At 71.2% G+C, this 16,459-nt stretch carries 17 protein-coding genes and 1 pseudogene; 3 read left to right on the top strand and 15 right to left on the bottom strand.

Annotation, left to right across the window (positions count from 1 at the left end; all coding sequences use genetic code 11):
• Window positions 1-157: 157 nt before the first annotated feature.
• The gene (locus CCN44_RS06800; RefSeq protein ID WP_059248661.1) at window positions 158-1,585 is read right to left on the bottom strand and encodes a hypothetical protein; all 1,428 of its coding nucleotides are present in this window, start codon (window positions 1,583-1,585) and stop codon (window positions 158-160) included.
• A gap of 264 nt (window positions 1,586-1,849) precedes the next feature.
• Between CCN44_RS06800 and CCN44_RS06795 the strand changes: the two genes are divergently transcribed.
• Window positions 1,850-3,676, top strand: a complete 1,827-nt coding sequence (locus CCN44_RS06795; protein WP_086697126.1) for an endonuclease/exonuclease/phosphatase family protein — start codon at window positions 1,850-1,852, stop codon at window positions 3,674-3,676.
• 54 nt (window positions 3,677-3,730) lie between these two features.
• Here CCN44_RS06795 and CCN44_RS06790 read toward each other — a convergent pair whose 3' ends face one another.
• Window positions 3,731-4,297, bottom strand: a complete 567-nt coding sequence (locus CCN44_RS06790) for a DUF3618 domain-containing protein (RefSeq protein ID WP_059248663.1) — start codon at window positions 4,295-4,297, stop codon at window positions 3,731-3,733.
• Between the two features lie 182 nt (window positions 4,298-4,479).
• Here CCN44_RS06790 and dapA point away from each other — a divergent pair, with 182 nt between their 5' ends.
• Window positions 4,480-5,379, top strand: coding sequence for a 4-hydroxy-tetrahydrodipicolinate synthase (gene dapA, locus CCN44_RS06785; RefSeq protein WP_086697125.1), 900 nt, complete (start codon window positions 4,480-4,482; stop codon window positions 5,377-5,379).
• Here dapA and CCN44_RS06780 read toward each other — a convergent pair whose 3' ends face one another.
• Together CCN44_RS06780 and CCN44_RS06775 are read right to left on the bottom strand one after the other, a co-directional pair.
• On the bottom strand, window positions 5,380-6,600 hold the full coding sequence (locus CCN44_RS06780) for a WD40 repeat domain-containing protein (RefSeq protein ID WP_086697124.1): 1,221 nt from the start codon (window positions 6,598-6,600) through the stop codon (window positions 5,380-5,382). It lies immediately after the preceding gene.
• On the bottom strand, window positions 6,597-7,148 hold the full coding sequence (locus CCN44_RS06775; protein WP_086697123.1) for a SigE family RNA polymerase sigma factor: 552 nt from the start codon (window positions 7,146-7,148) through the stop codon (window positions 6,597-6,599). The genes CCN44_RS06780 and CCN44_RS06775 overlap by 4 nt, the downstream gene beginning before the upstream one ends.
• 296 nt (window positions 7,149-7,444) lie before the next feature.
• On the opposite strand from CCN44_RS06775, the gene CCN44_RS06770 reads away from it, so the two are divergent.
• Complete coding sequence (locus CCN44_RS06770) at window positions 7,445-7,915, top strand: hypothetical protein (RefSeq protein ID WP_244203890.1); 471 nt, start codon at window positions 7,445-7,447, stop codon at window positions 7,913-7,915.
• A gap of 103 nt (window positions 7,916-8,018) precedes the next feature.
• Here the strand turns inward: CCN44_RS06770 and dapD are convergent, their stop codons facing one another.
• The 11 genes and pseudogenes from dapD to CCN44_RS47340 all read right to left on the bottom strand — a co-directional run bounded on the left by dapD (window position 8,019) and on the right by CCN44_RS47340 (window position 16,319).
• Window positions 8,019-9,005: a 2,3,4,5-tetrahydropyridine-2,6-dicarboxylate N-succinyltransferase gene (gene dapD, locus CCN44_RS06765; RefSeq protein WP_059248667.1), complete on the bottom strand. Its 987-nt coding sequence runs from the start codon at window positions 9,003-9,005 to the stop codon at window positions 8,019-8,021.
• Between the two features lie 64 nt (window positions 9,006-9,069).
• Entirely contained in the window at window positions 9,070-9,606 is a 537-nt protein-coding gene (locus tag CCN44_RS06760; protein ID WP_059248668.1) for a TetR/AcrR family transcriptional regulator, read from the bottom strand.
• Window positions 9,606-9,929 carry a DMT family transporter gene (locus tag CCN44_RS06755; protein WP_086697122.1) on the bottom strand — a complete coding sequence of 108 codons (324 nt, stop codon included), beginning with the start codon at window positions 9,927-9,929 and terminating at the stop codon, window positions 9,606-9,608. Before CCN44_RS06755 ends, CCN44_RS06760 begins: the two co-directional genes overlap by 1 nt.
• Before the next feature lie 89 nt (window positions 9,930-10,018).
• On the bottom strand, window positions 10,019-10,351 hold the full coding sequence (locus CCN44_RS06750) for a metal-sulfur cluster assembly factor (protein WP_059248670.1): 333 nt from the start codon (window positions 10,349-10,351) through the stop codon (window positions 10,019-10,021).
• The gene (gene sufU / locus CCN44_RS06745; protein ID WP_059248671.1) at window positions 10,348-10,815 is read right to left on the bottom strand and encodes a Fe-S cluster assembly sulfur transfer protein SufU; all 468 of its coding nucleotides are present in this window, start codon (window positions 10,813-10,815) and stop codon (window positions 10,348-10,350) included. The genes CCN44_RS06750 and sufU overlap by 4 nt, the downstream gene beginning before the upstream one ends.
• Before the next feature lie 18 nt (window positions 10,816-10,833).
• Entirely contained in the window at window positions 10,834-12,090 is a 1,257-nt protein-coding gene (locus tag CCN44_RS06740; RefSeq protein WP_059248672.1) for a cysteine desulfurase, read from the bottom strand.
• Complete coding sequence (sufC, locus tag CCN44_RS06735; RefSeq protein WP_030617891.1) at window positions 12,087-12,851, bottom strand: Fe-S cluster assembly ATPase SufC; 765 nt, start codon at window positions 12,849-12,851, stop codon at window positions 12,087-12,089. The genes CCN44_RS06740 and sufC overlap by 4 nt, the downstream gene beginning before the upstream one ends.
• A gap of 7 nt (window positions 12,852-12,858) precedes the next feature.
• Window positions 12,859-13,176, bottom strand: coding sequence for a bifunctional 3-phenylpropionate/cinnamic acid dioxygenase ferredoxin subunit (locus CCN44_RS06730; protein ID WP_059248673.1), 318 nt, complete (start codon window positions 13,174-13,176; stop codon window positions 12,859-12,861).
• Window positions 13,173-14,357 (bottom strand): Fe-S cluster assembly protein SufD, encoded by a 1,185-nt coding sequence (sufD, locus tag CCN44_RS06725; RefSeq protein WP_086697121.1) that lies wholly within the window; start codon window positions 14,355-14,357, stop codon window positions 13,173-13,175. The genes CCN44_RS06730 and sufD overlap by 4 nt, the downstream gene beginning before the upstream one ends.
• Before the next feature lie 57 nt (window positions 14,358-14,414).
• Window positions 14,415-15,836 carry a Fe-S cluster assembly protein SufB gene (sufB, locus tag CCN44_RS06720; RefSeq protein WP_059248675.1) on the bottom strand — a complete coding sequence of 474 codons (1,422 nt, stop codon included), beginning with the start codon at window positions 15,834-15,836 and terminating at the stop codon, window positions 14,415-14,417.
• Window positions 15,833-16,319 (bottom strand): annotated as a pseudogene (locus tag CCN44_RS47340) (helix-turn-helix transcriptional regulator). The gene sufB and the pseudogene CCN44_RS47340 overlap by 4 nt, the downstream one beginning before the upstream one ends.
• Window positions 16,320-16,459: the final 140 nt, after the last annotated feature.

Here is a 16,459-nt window from a genome sequence, read left to right as displayed (position 1 = left end):
AGGTCACCCCGTCGCGGCGGCGCGGGTCGCCTCGCTCAGGCCGGCGCCCGGCCGGCGCCCGGCCAGCGCTCGGACGTGCCTCCCGGCGCCCGCCCGGCGCCCGCCCGGCGCTCACCGCCCCCGTCCGGGACGGCTCACCGCGCCGCGTCCGGCGGGCTCAGCCGGCCTGCTGGGAGCGGGCCTTGAACGCGGCCTTCCGGGCCTCCTTGGCGACCTTCTTGTCCGGGTGCAGCCGGCCCATCGCGTCCAGCACCTCGGCGGTGGCGGGATGCTCCACCCGCCAGGCCGCCGCGAAGAACCCGCTGTGCTGGGCGGCCAACCCCTCCACCAGCGCCCGCAGTTCCTCGGAATTGCCCTCCGCCGCCAGCTGTGCGGCCAGCGTGTCGACGGTCAGCCAGAACACCATCTCCTCGGGCGGCGCCGGCACCCCGGCGGCGCCCCGCTCGCTCAGCCACACCCGGGCGAGCCCGCCGAGTTCGGGGTCGTCCAGCACCTCCCGCAGCGCGGGTTCGGCCTCCATGCCCACCAGCGACAGCGCCTGCTGACAGCGCAGCCTGCGCAGCGGGGCGCCGGCGTCCGCGCCACGGGCCGCCGCGAGCAACTCCCGTGCCGCGGCGAGCGGTTCCCGGCGGGCGAGCCACTGCTCGGTCTCGGCGCGGGCGGCGGACCGGCCGAACCGGGCGGTGCCGTCGAGCAGCGCGTCCGCGCCCTTGTCGGCCAGCTCCCCGACGACCGGTGCCGCGAACCCGGCCTCCAGCAGCCGCGCCCGCAGCCCGTAGACGCCGAGCGGGGTGAGCCGGACCATGCCGTAGCGGGAGACGTCGGTGTCGTCCACCGGGGCGGCGGGCTCCTCGTCGGCGTCGGCCATCAGCGCCTCGTCCACGGGCCGGTAGGCCACGAGCCCGATCGGCTCCAGCGCCCGGAACTGGTCGTCCAGCCGCATCATGGCGTCGGAGACCTGCTCCAGGACGTCGTTGGTGGGCTCGCCCATGTCGTCCGGGACGATCACGGAGGCGGCGAGGGCGGGCAGCGGGACGGGGCTCTCGCCGGAGCCGTCCTCACTGACGGTCAGCAGATAGAGGTTGCCGAGCACGCCGTCGAGGAACTCCGCCTCGCCCTCCGGGTCCCAGTCGAGTGACGAGAAATCGACCTCGCCGCCCTCGTCCAGCGCGTCGACCAGGTCGTCCAGGTCGGGGACGGCGGCATCGGCGATGACGGTCTCCAGGGCGGCGAGCCACACGGTGAGCACGTCCTGCGGGGAGCCGCCGGTGAGCAGCTTCAGCTCGTCCCCCGCCCGGACGGTGCCGGCCTCCTCGTCCACGATCTCCACCAGGCCGGTGTCCACGGCGACCCGCCAGGCCTCACTGGCGTACGCCGCGGCGTCGTCACCGGTGAGTCCGAGCAGTTCGGCGGCGGCCGGCAGCTGCTCCTCGGCCAGCCCGCCGCCGGCGTCGACGCGGGTGTCGGGGCCGGCCCAGCGGGCGAGGCGGGCGGCTCGGGAGAGCACCGGCGTGGACAGCGCGGCGCGCGCCAGCTCCGCTTCGGGGTGCAGCCGTACGGGCGGCAGGGGGGAGCTGTCTGACATCGGCTGGTTCTCCTCGGACCGTGAACGGGCTCAGCCGCTCAGCCTAGACGGATTTCCACCCATGCCGCCCGGTTCATCTCCCCGTAACCAGCCGGACATGGCCGAAACCTTGACAACTCCCCGGGCGAGGCAGGAGATTGACGCGCGTAGAAGTCGGGGGGACAACTGTTCACTCTGCTCTACGCGTGTCACAGAGGGCTACGAGCCCCGCACGCTCCCGTTCCACCCTCGTCCCGGCGCCTGTCACGTCCCCGGAGGGATCCCTTGCCGAGCAGGTCTTCCGCGCGCCTCGCCGCGCTCACCGTCGCCGCCGTCTGTTCCGCCGCGTCGACCGTCGTCCTCACCTCTCCCGCGCACGCCGACGCCGTGCGCGTCCACGACATCCAGGGCACGACCCGGATATCCCCGTTCGCCGGGCAGAAGGTGACGGACGTGCCCGGCATCGTCACGGCCACCCGCACATACGGCTCCGCCAAGGGCTTCTGGCTCCAGGACCCGACCCCGGACGCCGACCCGGCCACCAGCGAGGGCGTGTTCGTCTTCACCAGCTCGACGCCGAAGGTGGCGGTCGGCGACGCGGTGACGGTGACCGGCACGGTCACCGAGTACGTCCCGGGCGGCACCTCGTCCGGCAACCAGTCGCTGACCGAGATCACCAAGCCCACGGTCACCACCGTCTCCACCGGCAACGCGGTCCCGGCGCCGGTCGTCGTGGACGAGGACACGGTGCCGGACGCGTACACGCCCGCCGGCGACCCCGCCACGGGCAACTCCGTCAACGGCCTCCCCCTGGCCCCCTCGGCGTACGCCCTGGACCGCTACGAGTCCCTGGAAGGCATGAACGTCCAGGTCGCCGACGCCCGCGTGGTCACCGCGACCGACCCGCACAGCGAGCTGTGGGTCACGGTGAAGCCGTGGGAGAACCGCAACCGCCGCGGCGGCACGGTCTACGGCTCCTACGACGCGCAGAACACCGGCCGGCTCCAGATCCAGTCGCTGGGCCCGGTGGCCGACTTCCCGAAGGCGAACGTCGGCGACACGCTCGCCGGCCCCACCACCGGTCCGCTGGACTTCAACCAGTACGGCGGCTACACCCTCGTCGCGCGCGACCTGGGCACGCTGAAGAACGGCGGCCTGGAGCGCGAGACGACGCGGAAGCAGTCGCGCCGCGAGCTGGCGGTGGCGACGTACAACGTCGAGAACCTCGACCCGTCGGACTCCACCTTCGACCGGCACGCCGCCGCGATCGTGCATCACCTCCAGTCGCCGGACATCGTGTCCCTGGAGGAGATCCAGGACAACAACGGCGCCACGAACGACACCACGGTCGACGCGAGCCAGACCGTGACCAAGCTGATCGACGCGATCGTCGCCGCGGGCGGCCCGAGGTACGACTGGCGCTCGGTCGACCCGGTCGACGACCAGGACGGCGGCGAGCCCGGCGGCAACATCCGCCAGGTCTTCCTGTTCAACCCGGAGCGGGTGTCCTTCACGGACCGCGCGGGCGGCGACTCGACCACCGCGGTCGGCGTCACCGAGGCGCACGGCAAGGCACGGCTGACGGTCTCCCCGGGCCGGATCGCCCCGGCCGACACGGCCTGGAAGAACAGCCGCAAGCCGCTCGCGGGCGAGTTCGTCTTCCGCGGCAAGACCGTCTTCGTGATCGCCAACCACTTCAACTCCAAGGGCGGCGACCAGGGTCTGACCTCGCAGTACCAGCCGCCGGCGCGCAGCTCGGAGACCCAGCGGCACGCCCAGGCGACCGCGGTCAACGCGTTCGTCAAGGACATCCTGTCCGTGCAGAAGAACGCGGACGTCATCGCGCTCGGCGACATCAACGACTTCGAGTTCTCCGGGACCACGAAGATCCTGGAGGGCGGCGGCGCCCTGTGGTCGGCGATCAAGTCGCTGCCGAAGAGCGAGCGCTACACCTACGACTACCAGGGCAACCAGCAGGTCCTGGACCAGATCCTGATCAGCCCGGCGATCCGCCGCGGCGGCGACTTCGCGTACGACAGCGTGCACATCAACGCGGAGTTCCACGACCAGATCAGCGACCACGACCCGCAGGTGCTGCGGTTCCGTCCGTGACACGGCGACGGGACCGGCCGGACGGGGTGTCCGGCCGGTCCCGCCGTGCCGTGGTCACGCGGAGCGGTCGATACGGCGCCAGATCACGGCGGCGCCCACGACGGCGGCGCCCGCCGCGCCCAGGATCAGCGACGGCCGCGGGTGCCGTGCGGCGGCGCCCATGACGGCCCGCACCGGCCGCGGGGCCCGCAGGTCGTGCCGCGCGGTGCGGCCGGCGTGCTCCGCCCCGTGCCGCAGGGTGTGCTTGCCGTGTCCGGCCCTCTCCTGCACGAGGTGGCCGGCCTTCGCCATCCCTTCCTGCGCCCGGTGACCGGCCTTCGCCATCTGTTCCTGCGCGGCGTGACCGGCCCGGGCGGCGCGGTCCTGCACCAGGTGGCCCGCCTTGGCCGCCCGGTCCTGCATGCCGTGTCCCGCCTGGGCGGCACCGACGCGCAGTTGGACGGTCATGGCACCGGCCTTGTCCTTCAGGTCCGCGGCCCGCGTCCGGGCCCGGCCCTTCATCTCCGCCCGGTCCACCAGCCGGGTGACCCTGTGGCCGAGCCGGCTCCGGGCGTGCTCGATCTGCTGCCGCAGCTCGTCGGGCCCCTTGGCGCCCGTACGGTGCGGGTTCCTGTGCCTCATCGGTGTGCCCTTTCCCTGATCGCGTCGGTGTCCGCAGTCCGCCGCCGCGTCCGGCCGACGAGTTCAACCTCCGGAGTACCCGGCCCGAAGGCCTTAACCCCCGGCAGTGATTAGCCCCGCTTAGCGATACCTCGTAGAAGAATTAAGTAGAGCTTCACGATGAGGCTGTCGAGACTACTCCCATGACGAGTACACGCACGCCCGGGCCCTTCGGCCGCACCCTCTGCGCCATGATCACGCCGTTCACCGCGTCGGGCGCGCTCGACCTGGACGGCGCCCAGCGGCTGGCGGCGCACCTGGTGGCGGAGGGCTGCGACGGCCTGGTCCTCAACGGCACGACGGGTGAGTCGCCCACCACCACCGACGAGGAGAAGGCGCGGCTGATCACGGCCGTACGGGAGGCGGTCGGCGACCGGGCCTCGCTGGTCGCCGGCGTGGGCACGTCCGACACCCGGCACACGGTGGAGCTGGCGCTCGCGGCCGGGAAGGCGGGCGCCGACGGTGTGCTGGTGGTGACGCCGTACTACAGCCGGCCCCCGCAGGAGGCCGTGGCCGCCCACTTCCTGGAGGTCGCCGACGCGAGCGAACTGCCGGTGATGCTCTACGACATCCCGGGCCGCACCGGCACCCGGATCGAACCGGACACGATGATCCGCCTGGCCGGACACCCGCGGATCGTGGCCGTCAAGGACTGCTCCTACGACTTCCTCGGCACCCTGAAGGTGCTGGAGCGGACGGAGTTGGCGTACTACGCGGGCTGCGACGAGCATGTGCTGGCGCTGTACGCGGTCGGCGCGGCGGGCTGTGTGAGCACGGTCGCGAACGCCGCACCGGCCCACATCGCCGCCGTCCTGGCCGCCTACGCCGCCGGTGACACCCCTCGCGCGGCCGGACTCCAGCTGGCCGTGACGCCGTTGACCGAGGCGATGATGGGTGCCGGCCTGCCCGGCACGGTCACCGCGAAGGCCCTGCTGGCCCGCCTCGGCCTGCCCGCCGGCCCGGTCCGCGCACCGCTGCTGCCCGCCGGTCCTGAGACGGCCGACGGGCTGCTGGCGCGGTACGAGGCGCTGCCGGCGCTCTGATCACCGTTCGGCGAACACCGGGTTCCACTCCTGCTGGTGGTACTCGGCGTTCGGCTTCCGGTAGCCGCTGAGCGGGACGACGCCCTTCTCACCGATCGTCACCAGCACCAGCCGGTCCCGGTACTCCTTCCGCTCCGGGTCCCGTTCCCAGGCGATGAGCCTGCGGTCGTCCGCCCAGGCGAGCAGCTGCGCGCCCCGGGCACGGCCGATCTCCTCGCCGGTCAGCGGATCGCGGATCGCGGAGTACGACACGCGGTGCGGCTCCGCGACCAGTCCCCAGGCGCCGAGCCGCCCGTCCGGGGAGAGCCGGGCCGGCACGTCCGACCGCAGGTGGCGCTCGTCCGCGGGCGCGGCGGCCTTCCGTCCGGTGAGGTCGTAGAACTGCTGCATGCCGTCCCGCCCGCCGACCGCCTGGGAGTACACCAGGTCGCCGGTGCGGCTGAAGGCGAAGTCCAGGCGGCCGATGTCGTTGCGGCCGGGCGGCACCGCGCTCCAGGTCGCCTTGCCGGAGGAGACGTCCACGACGTGGAAGCCGGTGCGGACCTTGCCCTGCCACCACGGCCCCCAGTCGGTGCGGCCGGTGTTCCCCGCGTCGGCGACCTTGACGGCCTGGTCGGGGTTGGCGCTGTAGGCCGTGGCGACCAGTCGGCGGCCGTCGTCCGAGAAGGCGAGCCCCGCGACGCCGTGGGACACCGGGATCCACCGCTCGACCTCCCCCGTCGCGAGGTCGAGCAGTCCGATCCGGGCGGCGGGCAGCGTGCGTTCCAGCACGGCGGCCGTCCGCAGGCCGGGAGCCACGGCGACGAACGACCACCGGGCGTCCTTCTCGTACCGGCCGGTCTCCGGGTTCAGCAGCCAGTACGTCCGGTGGGTGACCCCCCTGTCGCCACCCTGCGGCACGGTCCGCCTCGTGTAGTACGCCGCCATCGCCGTCCGCCCGGCCGCGATCAGCTCGCGCGGCGGCGACTGGTCCGGGTGGGACCGGATCCCGGCCGGGGCCGGTACGGCGGCCGGCCGCACCTCGTTCCCGCCGGGGTGGAGCAGCGGCACCCCGACCGCCACGGCGACCACGGCGGCGGTGGCCGCGGCGACGGACAGGAGCCTGCGGGTTCGGCGGCGCCGGCGCACCCCGAGCACCCGGTCGGCGAACCCCGCCGGCACCGGCGGCTGCGCGTCGGCCTGCTCCCGCAGCGCCTCCCGCACGAGTTCCTCGACGTTCATGGACGCACCTCCACCGGTGAGAAGTCATGGGACCGCTGCCGCGGCCGGGGGCCGAACCCGGCCAGCTCGGGCGCCAGTTGGCGGAGCCTGGCCAGGGAGCGGTGGGTGGTGGACCGTACGGTGCCGACGGAGCAGCCCAGGATCCGGGCCACCTCGGCCTCCGGCAGGTCCTCGAAGTAGCGCAGCACCAGCACGGTGCGCTGGCGGGCGGTGAGCCGGGACAGGGCCGTGCGCAGCACCAGCCGCAGCTCGGCGGCGCCCGAGACGTCGGGGGCGTGTCCGGCCTCCGGCGGCTCGGCGACGGTGACCTCGCGCCGCCGCCACTTCAGCCGCCAGCGGCTGATCTGCTGCCGGTACAGGATCTGCCGGACGTACGCCTCGGGCTCGTCGATCCGCTGCCATCGGCCGGCCGCCTTGACCAGCGCGTTCTGCAGCAGGTCCTCGGCGGCGTGCCGGTCCCCGCCGGACAGCAGCACGGCGGTCCTCAGCAGCGCGGTCGACCTCCCGGCCACGAACTCCCGGAAACTCTCCTGCGCTTCGGCATCCATCGTCACCTTCTCCGGTCCCCGGGCTCCGTCTGGTCCTCGGAGCCCCACACCCCTCCTGACGTGCACACCGGCGCACCACTATGCCTGCCGTCGGAAAAAAGTCCCGGTGCCGGGGACGCTCCGGCCGGCGGGGCGGCCGCCGACCGGCGCGGTGGCGGGCCGGCGCGGCGGACCCAGGGCGGCGGCGATGGCCACCGCGCCGCACGCACATACGGCGAGTACGGAGGGGCGAGCCTCCCGGCCCTCCTCAGGGGGATCGCCGTTGAGAGACTCCGCCCATGGGATCTTGGGGAACCTTGGGGCCGGCGCTGCTGTCCCTCGTGGGGGTCGCGCTCGGCGCGGGCGGGTCGCTGTTCGGCCAGTACCTCGTCTCGCGCGCGAGCACCCGGCAGCTCGAAGTCCAGGAATCAGCCGCTCACCGGGCAGAGCTGAAGGACGCGGTCCTGAAGTTCGTGAGGATCGCGTCGCAGGTGGAGAAGGCGGCGCTCACCCGCCCGGATGCCGACGGCACCACGGCCGATGACGAGTCGAGCCGGCTCGTCGACGATCTGTGGCTCGCTCAGGCCGAGATCGACCTGGCGGCCAGAAGCGAGCCCTTGCGGGGCGCTACCTATCGCTATGCCGTCCGCCTCGCCGAGGCCGCCCGGGGCGAGATGTCCGACGCGTCGGCGCTCCGCGGGCCGCAGGCCGAGTTCATGGACGCCGCGTATGCCGACATGTGGCCCGGCCTGCGGCGGCCGGACGGGGATCCCGGCTCACCTCGGTGAGTTCCTGCCGCTGGAGAACCGGGTCACGGCGTAGCGCGGCAGAAGCGGAAGCCCACGGCATCCGACCGTCTCGGAGCCGTGGGCCTCGTCCTGCCGCGGATGATCAGTTGTGGCTGTGGAGGATGTCGTTCAGGCCGCCCCAGACCGCGTTGTTCGGGCGGGCCTCGACGGTGCCGGTGACCGAGTTGCGGCGGAACAGGATGTTGGAGGCGCCGTTCAGGTCCCGGGCCTTGACGATCTGGCCGTCGGGCATGGTGACGCGGGTGCCCGCGGTGATGTACAGGCCGGCCTCGACCACGCACTCGTCGCCGAGCGCGATGCCGACGCCCGCCTCGGCGCCGACCAGGCAGCGCTCACCGATGGAGATGATCACGTTCCCGCCGCCGGACAGGGTGCCCATGGTGGAGGCGCCGCCGCCGATGTCCGAGCCGTCGCCGACCACGACACCCGCGGAGATCCGGCCCTCGACCATGGAGGTGCCGAGCGTGCCGGCGTTGAAGTTGACGAAGCCCTCGTGCATGACCGTGGTGCCCGCCGCGAGGTGCGCGCCGAGGCGGACCCGGTCGGCGTCGGCGATGCGCACGCCCTTCGGCGCGACGTAGTCCGTCATGCGCGGGAACTTGTCGACCGAGGTCACCTGGAGGTGCAGGCCCTCGGCGCGGGCGTTGAGGCGCACCTTCTCCAGGTCGTCCACGGCGACCGGGCCGAGCGAGGTCCAGGCGACGTTGGCGAGGTGGCCGAAGATGCCGTCCAGGTTCTGGCCGTGCGGCTTGACCAGGCGGTGCGAGAGCAGGTGCAGGCGCAGGTAGACATCGTGCGCGTCGATCGGCTTCTCGTCCAGCGAGGCGATGACCGTGCGGACCGCCACCACCTCGACGCCCCGGCGGGTGTCCGGGCCGATCGCCGCGGTCGCGCCGCCGCCCAGCAGCTCCGCGGCCTGCTCGGCGGTCAGCCGCTCGGTGCCGGCCGGGCCCGGCGCCTCGACCAGCTCGGGGGCCGGGAACCAGGTGTCGAGAACGGTGCCGTCGGAGGCGATCGTGGCGAGGCCGGCGGCGACGGCGCCGGTGGTACGGGTTGCAGACTCGGTCATGGAAGAAAACCTAACGTGAGCGGGGTGGTGAGGGCGAACCGCGTCTCACGTGCCGGGCGCGGGTTCAGGGGATCAGCCGAGCCAGTACGGCGCGGGCGTGCTCCTCGTCGTACGAACCGCCCGTCAGCAGCACCTGGAGGCAGATCCCGTCCATCAGCGCGAGCAGGGCGCGCGCCGTGACCGGGTCGGTGCGGCGGGCCAGCAGGGCCGCCGCCGCGTCGGTCCACTCGGCGGCGACGGGACGCAGCGCGGGGCGGCGCAGTGCCGCGAGATACAGCTCGTACTCCAGCTCCACGCCGGTGCGCCCGCCCGCCAGCCACTGCCCCAGGGCCCGGGCGAGATCGGCGGCGAGGTCGCTCCGGCCGCCGCCCTCCGGCAGCAGTTCGGCCAGCACCCGGCCGAACCCCTCGTTCGACTGCCGCAACGCGGCGACGAGCAGCTCTTCGAGGGTGGCGAAGTGGTACGTCGTGGAGCCGAGCGGTACGTCCGCCTCGGCGGCGACCGTACGGTGGCTCAGCCCGGCGATGCCGTCCCGGCCGACCACGCGGATCGCCGCGTCGATGATCCGCTGCCGGCGCTCGGGGTCGTGGCGGCGGGGCATCAGTGCGCCGCTCCGCCGAGGTTCAGCACCACCACTCCCCCGATGATCAGCAGGATCCCCGCGACCTTGGTCAGGCTCAGCCCCTCCCCGAACAGCAGCAGGCCGAGGACGGCGATGGTCGCGGTGCCCACGCCGGACCAGATGGCGTACGCCGTGCCGATCTGCACGGTCTTCAGGGTCTGGGCGAGCAGGGCGAACGAGACGACGTAGCCGAGCGCGGTCACCAGCGAGGGCCAGAGCCGGCTGAACCCCTCGCTGTACTTCATCGCCGTGGTGGCGGCGACCTCGGCGGCGATGGCGCCGGCGAGCAGCAGATATCCCATGTGTACGAGCGTACACAACGGCTGCGTGGCCCGAGCGCACGGAAAGGGGCCGTGGCCCATGGCCACGGCCCCTCTCACGGGTTCCTGCGTCAGACGTTGAAGCCGAGCGCCCGAAGCTGCTCCCGGCCGTCGTCCGTGATCTTGTCGGGGCCCCACGGCGGCATCCAGACCCAGTTGATGCGCAGCTCGTTGACCAGGCCGTCCGTGGCGGACTTGGCCTGGTCCTCGATGACGTCCGTCAGCGGGCAGGCCGCCGAGGTCAGGGTCATGTCGACCGTGGCGATGTTGGAGTCGTCGATGTGGATGCCGTAGATCAGGCCGAGGTTGACGACGTCGATGCCCAGCTCGGGGTCGACGACGTCCATCAGGGCCTCGCGGAGTTCCTCCTCCGAGGCCGGCTTCATCTCGACGGTGTCGCTCATGCGCTCTTCCTTTCGGCGTCGGCGCCGCCCAGCGCCTGGGCCGTCGCGTCCTTCCACGCCATCCAGCTCAGGAGGGCGCACTTGACCCGCGCGGGGTACTTGGAGACACCGGCGAACGCGACCGCGTCCTCCAGGATCTCCTCCATCGCGTCGTCGGGCTCGATCCTGCCCTTGGACTGCATCAGCTCCAGGAAGGTCTCCTGGATCTGCCGCGCCTCGGTGAGATCCTTGCCGACCAGCAGCTCGTTCAGCACAGAGGCCGAGGCCTGGCTGATGGAGCAGCCCTGGCCCTCGTACGAGACGTCCTCGATCGTCGTGCCGGCGTACTTCACCCGCAGGGTGATCTCGTCGCCGCAGGTCGGGTTCACGTGGTGCACCTCGGCGTCGCCATCCCGCAAGCCCCGCCCGTGCGGGTTCTTGTAGTGGTCCAGGATGACGTCCTGGTACATCGAGTCCAGCTTCACGGTTTCAGCTCACGCCTCTCAGCCGAAGAAGTTCCGTACGTGCTCCAGGCCCTCGACCAGAGCGTCGATCTCGGCCGGCGTGGAGTACAGATAGAACGACGCTCGCGTGGTCGCAGGAATTCCGTAGCGCAGGCAGACCGGCCGGGCGCAGTGGTGGCCGACCCGGACCGCGATGCCCTGCTCGTCCAGGACCTGGCCCACGTCGTGGGGGTGGATGTCCCCCAGCGTGAAGGAGATCGCCGCGCCCCGGTCCTCGGCCGTCGTCGGACCGATGATCCTCAGGTCCGGGACCTCCGCCAGGCGCCGCACCGCGTACTCCGTCAGCGCGTGCTCGTGGGCGAGGATCTTGTCCATGCCGATCGAGTTCAGGTAGTCGATCGCCGCGCCGAGACCGACCGCCTGGGCGATCGGGGGCGTGCCCGCCTCGAACTTGTGCGGGGCCGGCGCGTAGGTGGACGAGTGCATCGAGACCGTCTCGATCATCTCGCCGCCGCCGAGGAACGGAGGCAGGTCCTCCAGCAGCTCCTGGCGGCCCCAGAGGACGCCGATGCCGGTCGGACCGCACATCTTGTGGCCGGTGAAGGCCACGAAGTCGGCCTGGAGGGCCTGCACGTCCAGCGGCATGTGCGGAGCGGCCTGGGAGGCGTCGATGCAGACGAGGGCGCCGACCTCCTGGGCCCGGCGGATGATCGTCTCGACCGGGTTGACCGTGCCCAGGATGTTGGACACCAGCACGAAGGAGACGATCTTCGTCTTCTCGGTGATGATCTCCTCGATGTTCGACAGGTCGAGCCGGCCGTCGTCCGTGAGGCCGAACCACTTCAGCTTCGCGCCCGTGCGCTGCGCCAGCAGCTGCCACGGCACGATGTTGGAGTGGTGCTCCATCTCCGTGATGACGATCTCGGTCTCGTGGTCCACCCGGTAGGGCTCGTCGGCCCAGCCCAGCATGTTCGCCACGAGGTTCAGCGACTCGGAGGCGTTCTTGGTGAAGATCACCTCGTCGCGGCTCGGCGCGTTGATGAACGCGGCGATCTTGTCGCGCGCGCCCTCGTACAGCGCCGTGGCCTCCTCGGCGAGCACATGCACACCGCGGTGGACGTTGGCGTTGTAGCGCTCGTAGTACTCGCTCAGGGCGTCCAGCACCTGGCGCGGCTTCTGCGAGGTCGCCGCGTTGTCCAGGTACACGAGCTTCCGGCCGTCGTGGACGACGCGGTCCAGAACGGGGAAGTCCTTGCGGATCGCCTCGGTGTCGAGGAGGCCCGGCAGCTGTGTCACGCGGATGCGCCACCCTTCACGTATGCCTCGTAGCCCTCGTTCTCCAGCTTGTCCGCCAGCTCGGGGCCGCCGGACTCGACGATGCGGCCGCCGGCGAACACGTGGACGTGGTCGGGCTTGATGTAGCGCAGGATGCGCGTGTAGTGCGTGATCAGCAGGGTGCCGACCTCACCGGTCTCGCGGACGCGGTTGACGCCCTCGGAGACGATGCGGAGCGCGTCGACGTCCAGGCCGGAGTCGGTCTCGTCCAGGATCGCGACCTTCGGCTTGAGCAGCTCCAGCTGGAGGATCTCGTGGCGCTTCTTCTCACCGCCGGAGAAGCCCTCGTTGACGTTGCGCTCGGCGAAGGACGGGTCCATGTTGAGGCGCTCCATGGCCTCCTTGACCTCCTTCACCCAGGTGCGCAGCTTGGGGGCCTCGCCGCGGATCGCGGTGGCGGAGGTGCGCAGGAAGTTGGAGACCGAGACGCCGGGGACCTCGACCGGGTACTGCATCGCCAGGAACAGGCCCGCGCGGGCGCGCTCGTCGACGGACATCTCCAGGACGTCCTCGCCGTCCAGGGTGACCGTGCCGCCGGTGATCGTGTACTTGGGGTGACCCGCGAGCGAGTAGGCGAGGGTCGACTTGCCGGAGCCGTTGGGGCCCATGATGGCGTGCGTCTCGCCCTGCTTCACGGTGAGGTCGACGCCCTTGAGGATCTCCTTCGTGGCGTTGTCGGCCTCGACGGTGACGTGCAGGTCTCGGATTTCAAGCGTTGCCATGGGTGCCTCAGGACTCCTGGGTGAGGGAGACGAGAACGTCGTCCCCTTCGATCTTTACGGGGTATACGGGGACGGGGCGCGTCGCGGGGAGGCCGGACGGCTTGCCGGTGCGCAGGTCGAAGGCGGAGCCGTGCAGCCAGCACTCGATCTGGCAGTCCTCCACCTCTCCCTCGGACAGGGAGACGTTCGCGTGGGAGCAGATGTCGTGGATCGCGAACACCTCGCCCTCGGTCCGCACGACCGAGACGGGCGTGCTGTCGATCTCCACCCGCTTCGGGGTGTCCTCCTCCAGCTCGCTCAGCCCACAGACGCGTACGTAGGTCATGCGACCGAAGCCTCCAGCTCTTCCTCGATCTTGGCGAGCAGCCGCTCCTCGATGTCGGCGACACCGATCTGCTGGACCAGCTCGGCGAAGAAGCCGCGGACCACCAGGCGGCGGGCCTCGTGCTCCGGGATGCCGCGGGCCATCAGGTAGAAGAGCTGCTCGTCGTCGAAGCGGCCGGTGGCGGAGGCGTGGCCGGCGCCGACGATCTCGCCGGTCTCGATCTCCAGGTTCGGCACCGAGTCGACGCGCGCGCCGTCCGTGAGGACCAGGTTGCGGTTCATCTCGTAGGTGTCCGTGCCCTCGGCCTTGGCCTCGATGAGCACGTCACCGATCCAGACCGCGTGCGCGTCGTCGCCCTGGAGAGCGCCCTTGTAGACGACGTTCGACTTGCAGTGCGGGGTGTTGTGGGTGACCAGCAGGCGGTGCTCCTGGTGCTGGCCGGCGTCGGTGAAGTACAGGCCGAACAGCTCGGCCTCGCCGCCGGGGCCGGCGTACTCCACGCGCGGGTGCAGACGCACCACGTCGCCGCCGAAGGTGACGACCACGGACTTGAAGGAGGCGTCCCGGCCGACCAGCGCGTTGTGCTGGGCGACGTGGACGGCCTTGTCGTCCCAGTCCTGGACGGAGACGACGGTCAGCTTGGCGCCGTCCCCGAGGACGTAGTCGACGTTGGCGGCGAGCACCGCGTCACCGGTGTGATCGATGACCACGACGGCCTCGGCGAAGGCGCCCAGCTCGATCACCTGGTGGCCGAAGGCGGTGCCGCCCCGGCCGTGCACGGCGATGCGGATCGGCTCGGTGAGGACGGTCTCCTTGGGGACGGTCACGACCGAGGCCTGCTCGAAGGCGGAGTACGCCTGGGCGGCGACGCGGTCCACGGGGGTGCCCGCCTTGCCGAGCCGCGCGTCGTCGCGGCCGACGGTCTCGACGGTGACGCCCTCGGGGGCCTGGACGTCGACCTTCACGCCGTCGCCGTTCGCGACGGCGGTGCCGTCGTGCAGGCCGCGCAGCCGCTCCAGCGGGGTGAAGCGCCACTCCTCCTCCCGGCCGTGCGGGACCGGGAAGTCCGCGACGTCGAAGGAGGGGGGCGCGCTCATGCGCGAGACGACGGTCGACTCCGCGGCGACCGCGATCGAGCCCGCGGTGGTGGAACCCACGGGGATGTTCTGGGCCTCAGCCATGGCTGTCGTAGTGCTCTCTTTCCTGAGTAAGACGTCTGCTGGGGATGGTGGCGGTCGTCAGCCGACCGCGCCCTCCATCTGCAGCTCGATCAGCCGGTTGAGCTCCAGCGCGTACTCCATGGGCAGCTCCTTGGCGATCGGCTCGACGAAGCCGCGCACGATCATCGCCATCGCCTCGTCCTCGGAGAGGCCGCGGCTCATCAGGTAGAAGAGCTGGTCCTCGGAGACCTTGGAGACGGTGGCCTCGTGGCCCATGGACACGTCGTCCTCGCGGACGTCGACGTACGGGTACGTGTCCGACCGGGAGATGGTGTCGACCAGCAGCGCGTCGCACAGCACGTTCGACTTCGAGCCGGCGGCGCCCTCGCCGATCTCGATCAGACCGCGGTAGGAGGTACGGCCACCACCGCGCGCGACCGACTTCGAGACGATGTTGGACGACGTGTTCGGCGCCATGTGGACCATCTTGGCGCCCGCGTCCTGGTGCTGGCCCTCGCCCGCGAAGGCGATGGAGAGGGTCTCGCCCTTGGCGTGCTCGCCCATCAGGTAGACGGCCGGGTACTTCATCGTCACCTTGGAGCCGATGTTGCCGTCGATCCACTCCATGGTCGCGCCCTCGTAGGCGACGGCGCGCTTGGTGACCAGGTTGTAGACGTTGTTCGACCAGTTCTGGATGGTCGTGTAGCGGCAGCGGGCGTTCTTCTTGACGATGATCTCGACCACCGCGGAGTGGAGCGAGTCGCTCTTGTAGATCGGCGCCGTGCAGCCCTCGACGTAGTGCACGTAGGCACCCTCGTCCACGATGATCAGGGTCCGCTCGAACTGGCCCATGTTCTCCGTGTTGATGCGGAAGTAGGCCTGGAGCGGGATCTCGACGTGGACGCCCGGCGGGACGTAGATGAAGGAGCCGCCGGACCACACGGCGGTGTTCAGCGCGGCGAACTTGTTGTCACCGGCCGGGATGACGGTGCCGAAGTACTCCTTGAACAGCTCCGGGTGCTCCTTGAGCGCCGTGTCGGTGTCCAGGAAGATGACGCCCTGCTCCTCCAGGTCCTCGCGGATCTGGTGGTAGACGACCTCCGACTCGTACTGGGCGGCGACACCCGCGACGAGGCGCTGCTTCTCGGCCTCCGGGATGCCCAGCTTGTCGTACGTGTTCTTGATGTCCTCGGGCAGGTCCTCCCAGGACTCCGCCTGCTTCTCCGTGGAGCGCACGAAGTACTTGATGTTGTCGAAGTCGATGCCCGAGAGGTCGGAGCCCCAGTTCGGCATCGGCTTCTTCTCGAAGAGCTTCAGGCCCTTCAGGCGCAGCTTGGTCATCCACTCCGGCTCGGACTTCTTGCCCGAGATGTCACGGACGACCTCCTCGTTCAGGCCGCGCCTGGCGGAGGCACCGGCCACGTCGGAGTCGGCCCAGCCGTATTCGTACTTGCCCAGGCCCTCGAGTTCGGGGTGGGCAGTCTCCGTGGGGAGAGTCATGCGGGGTTCCTCCCGGCCGTGCTTGCAGGTGCGTCAGTGGAAATCTTGGGGATGAACGTCGTACAGACGCCGTCGCCGTGCGCGATGGTCGCCAGTCGCTGGACGTGGGTGCCCAGCAGCTCCGCGAAGATCTCCGTCTCCGCCTCGCACAGCTGCGGGAACTGTTCCGCGACGTGGGCGACCGGGCAGTGGTGCTGGCAGAGCTGCTCGCCGACCGGTGCGCTGCGCGCCGTAGCAGCGTACCCGTCGACACTCAAGGCCTTGGCCAGCGCTTCGGCGCGCTTGTCGGGTGTCACGGCCTCGATCGCCTTGCGGTACGCGCTCGCCTGGGCGGCGATCCGGGCGCGGGCGAAGGCGGCGACCGCCNNGACCGTGGTCCAGGATGGACCGCGCGACCCGGTTGCGCGTCGAGCGCTCACCGGTCGCTAGCTCCTCCTGGGGGGCACCCGTGGGGGTCTCCCGAGCCTCGCCGACGTTTTTCACAACGCCATTGTTGCGTAATTCCGAGGAGCCTGACAAGCGCCGTCCGGATCACCGGACGGTGCCCTGCGTCACTTAGGCATACCTAATCTGACCTGCGGAAACGATCTTCTGATCGATCATTCCACGATCCCCGCGCGCCC

It is taken from the genome of Streptomyces tricolor (assembly GCF_002155905.1).
GTDB lineage: Bacteria > Actinomycetota > Actinomycetes > Streptomycetales > Streptomycetaceae > Streptomyces > Streptomyces tricolor.
This window is presented reverse-complemented; position numbering and strand designations above follow the sequence as displayed.

Excerpts from the sequence above, each read along its gene's own strand:
- CCN44_RS06800 (WP_059248661.1), bottom strand. The coding sequence starts at position 1,585 with ATGTCAGACAGCTCCCCCCTGCCGCCCGTACGGCTGCACCCCGAAGCG.
- CCN44_RS06790 (WP_059248663.1), bottom strand. The coding sequence starts at position 4,297 with ATGAGGCACAGGAACCCGCACCGTACGGGCGCCAAGGGGCCCGACGAG.
- dapA (WP_086697125.1), top strand. The coding sequence starts at position 4,480 with ATGACGAGTACACGCACGCCCGGGCCCTTCGGCCGCACCCTCTGCGCC.
- CCN44_RS06780 (WP_086697124.1), bottom strand. The coding sequence starts at position 6,600 with ATGAACGTCGAGGAACTCGTGCGGGAGGCGCTGCGGGAGCAGGCCGAC.
- CCN44_RS06775 (WP_086697123.1), bottom strand. The coding sequence starts at position 7,148 with ATGGATGCCGAAGCGCAGGAGAGTTTCCGGGAGTTCGTGGCCGGGAGG.
- dapD (WP_059248667.1), bottom strand. The coding sequence starts at position 9,005 with ATGACCGAGTCTGCAACCCGTACCACCGGCGCCGTCGCCGCCGGCCTC.
- CCN44_RS06760 (WP_059248668.1), bottom strand. The coding sequence starts at position 9,606 with ATGCCCCGCCGCCACGACCCCGAGCGCCGGCAGCGGATCATCGACGCG.
- CCN44_RS06755 (WP_086697122.1), bottom strand. The coding sequence starts at position 9,929 with ATGGGATATCTGCTGCTCGCCGGCGCCATCGCCGCCGAGGTCGCCGCC.
- CCN44_RS06750 (WP_059248670.1), bottom strand. The coding sequence starts at position 10,351 with ATGAGCGACACCGTCGAGATGAAGCCGGCCTCGGAGGAGGAACTCCGC.
- sufC (WP_030617891.1), bottom strand. The coding sequence starts at position 12,851 with ATGGCAACGCTTGAAATCCGAGACCTGCACGTCACCGTCGAGGCCGAC.
- CCN44_RS06730 (WP_059248673.1), bottom strand. The coding sequence starts at position 13,176 with ATGACCTACGTACGCGTCTGTGGGCTGAGCGAGCTGGAGGAGGACACC.
- sufD (WP_086697121.1), bottom strand. The coding sequence starts at position 14,357 with ATGGCTGAGGCCCAGAACATCCCCGTGGGTTCCACCACCGCGGGCTCG.
- sufB (WP_059248675.1), bottom strand. The coding sequence starts at position 15,836 with ATGACTCTCCCCACGGAGACTGCCCACCCCGAACTCGAGGGCCTGGGC.